General features: G+C 53.5%; 1 protein-coding gene. It reads left to right on the top strand.

Going from position 1 to position 1,362, the window contains the following annotated elements:
* Positions 1–259 precede the first annotated feature (259 nt).
* A complete protein-coding gene (locus tag ACR0J2_RS24045) occupies positions 260–1,192 on the top strand; it encodes an IS481 family transposase (protein WP_480745117.1) in 933 nt (310 codons plus the stop codon).
* Positions 1,193–1,362 lie beyond the last annotated feature (170 nt).

Genomic DNA, 1,362 nt, shown 5'->3' with positions numbered 1-1,362 from the left:
TGTAGATGTAATTCACGTGCATGGCGTATAGTTCTCTCCTCTCTTGTGCCTTCTACACATGGACTGACTTCGGATTGCCCGTTACCGCGCAATGCCATACCCACCTGCACAATAAAGGGCTTATAGGTGTCATACCGTTGGTTTCGCGGATGTGTCAGTGTCGTTGAGTGTGGCTAGTTGTGTTCTCTGAAGAGGTTGTTCATCGCGTTCAGATGTTTGATGTTGGTTTCACCACAAAACAACACAAGAGATCCATGAGATGAACAACCCGCATAAGAATGCCCGAACCACGACGTATAGTCGAGAGCAGATGGTAAAACGAGTGCTGGAACAGCGGCAACCGGTGGAACAGGTTGCCCGGGCGTTTGCAGTCAGTGTTCGCACGGTGCGTAAATGGATTGGCCGCTACCTGGCTGAAGGAAGGGCCGGTCTGGAGAACCGCTCATCACGGCCAAGGTCTGCCGCTGCTGTACAGGCCAGCTGGTGGCGCAAGAAAGCTGAACAACTTCGCAAGGACTACCGTCTGACGGCACAAGAGATCGCGACCAAGCTCAATCTTGCCCGCTCGACAGTTGCGGCTTGGTTGAAGCATGCAGGTCTTGGTAAATTGAAGGCTCTTGATCCCAAGCCACTTGTGCGACGCTATCAACGCGAACGAGCGGGGGAGCTATTACATCTGGACATCAAGAAACTGGGGCGCTTTGAAGGGCACGGTCATCGCATTACAGGCAATCGCAAAGGCCGCACACCGGGACTTGGCTGGGACTATCTGCATGTGGCCATTGATGATGCCACCCGTCTTGCCTATGTGGAAGTTCTGCCCGATGAGACCCGGCACTCGACCTCAGCTTTTCTTGTCCGCGCTCTGCGCTGGTTTCGCAGACGGGGCGTGGCAGTCGAGCGAGTGATGACGGACAACGGTTCCGGTTACATCGCAAAACTGTTCCGCAGGATACTGCGGATGCTGAATATAAAACACATCCGCACCCGGCCCTACACGCCTAAAACCAACGGAAAAGCCGAACGCTTCATTCAAACCATGCTGCGTGAGTGGGCCTATGCCATCCCGTTTAAATCATCAAGAGCCAGAAAACAGGATCTGCCAAGATGGGTGAACTGGTACAACACTCAACGCACCCACATGGGCATTAACAATCAAACCCCAATTCAGGCCTTAAATGGAACAACCTAACCAGATTCCACAGCTAGTTGCCCTTTGAGGAAACGGCGGATCTCGGGAACGCGGGTGTCCGTCATCTCGGCCAGAGCTTTTGGTCCGTATCCGATCCGGGCAAGTTTGGCATCCAGATCATCAAACCCGATGGAGATGGTTTCCTCCACGATCTCACGGGTGACCTGATC

Source organism: Ruegeria sp. CG4, assembly GCF_056537185.1.
The sequence above is the reverse complement of the archived record's forward strand: the minus strand, read 5'-3'. Positions and strand labels throughout refer to the sequence as shown.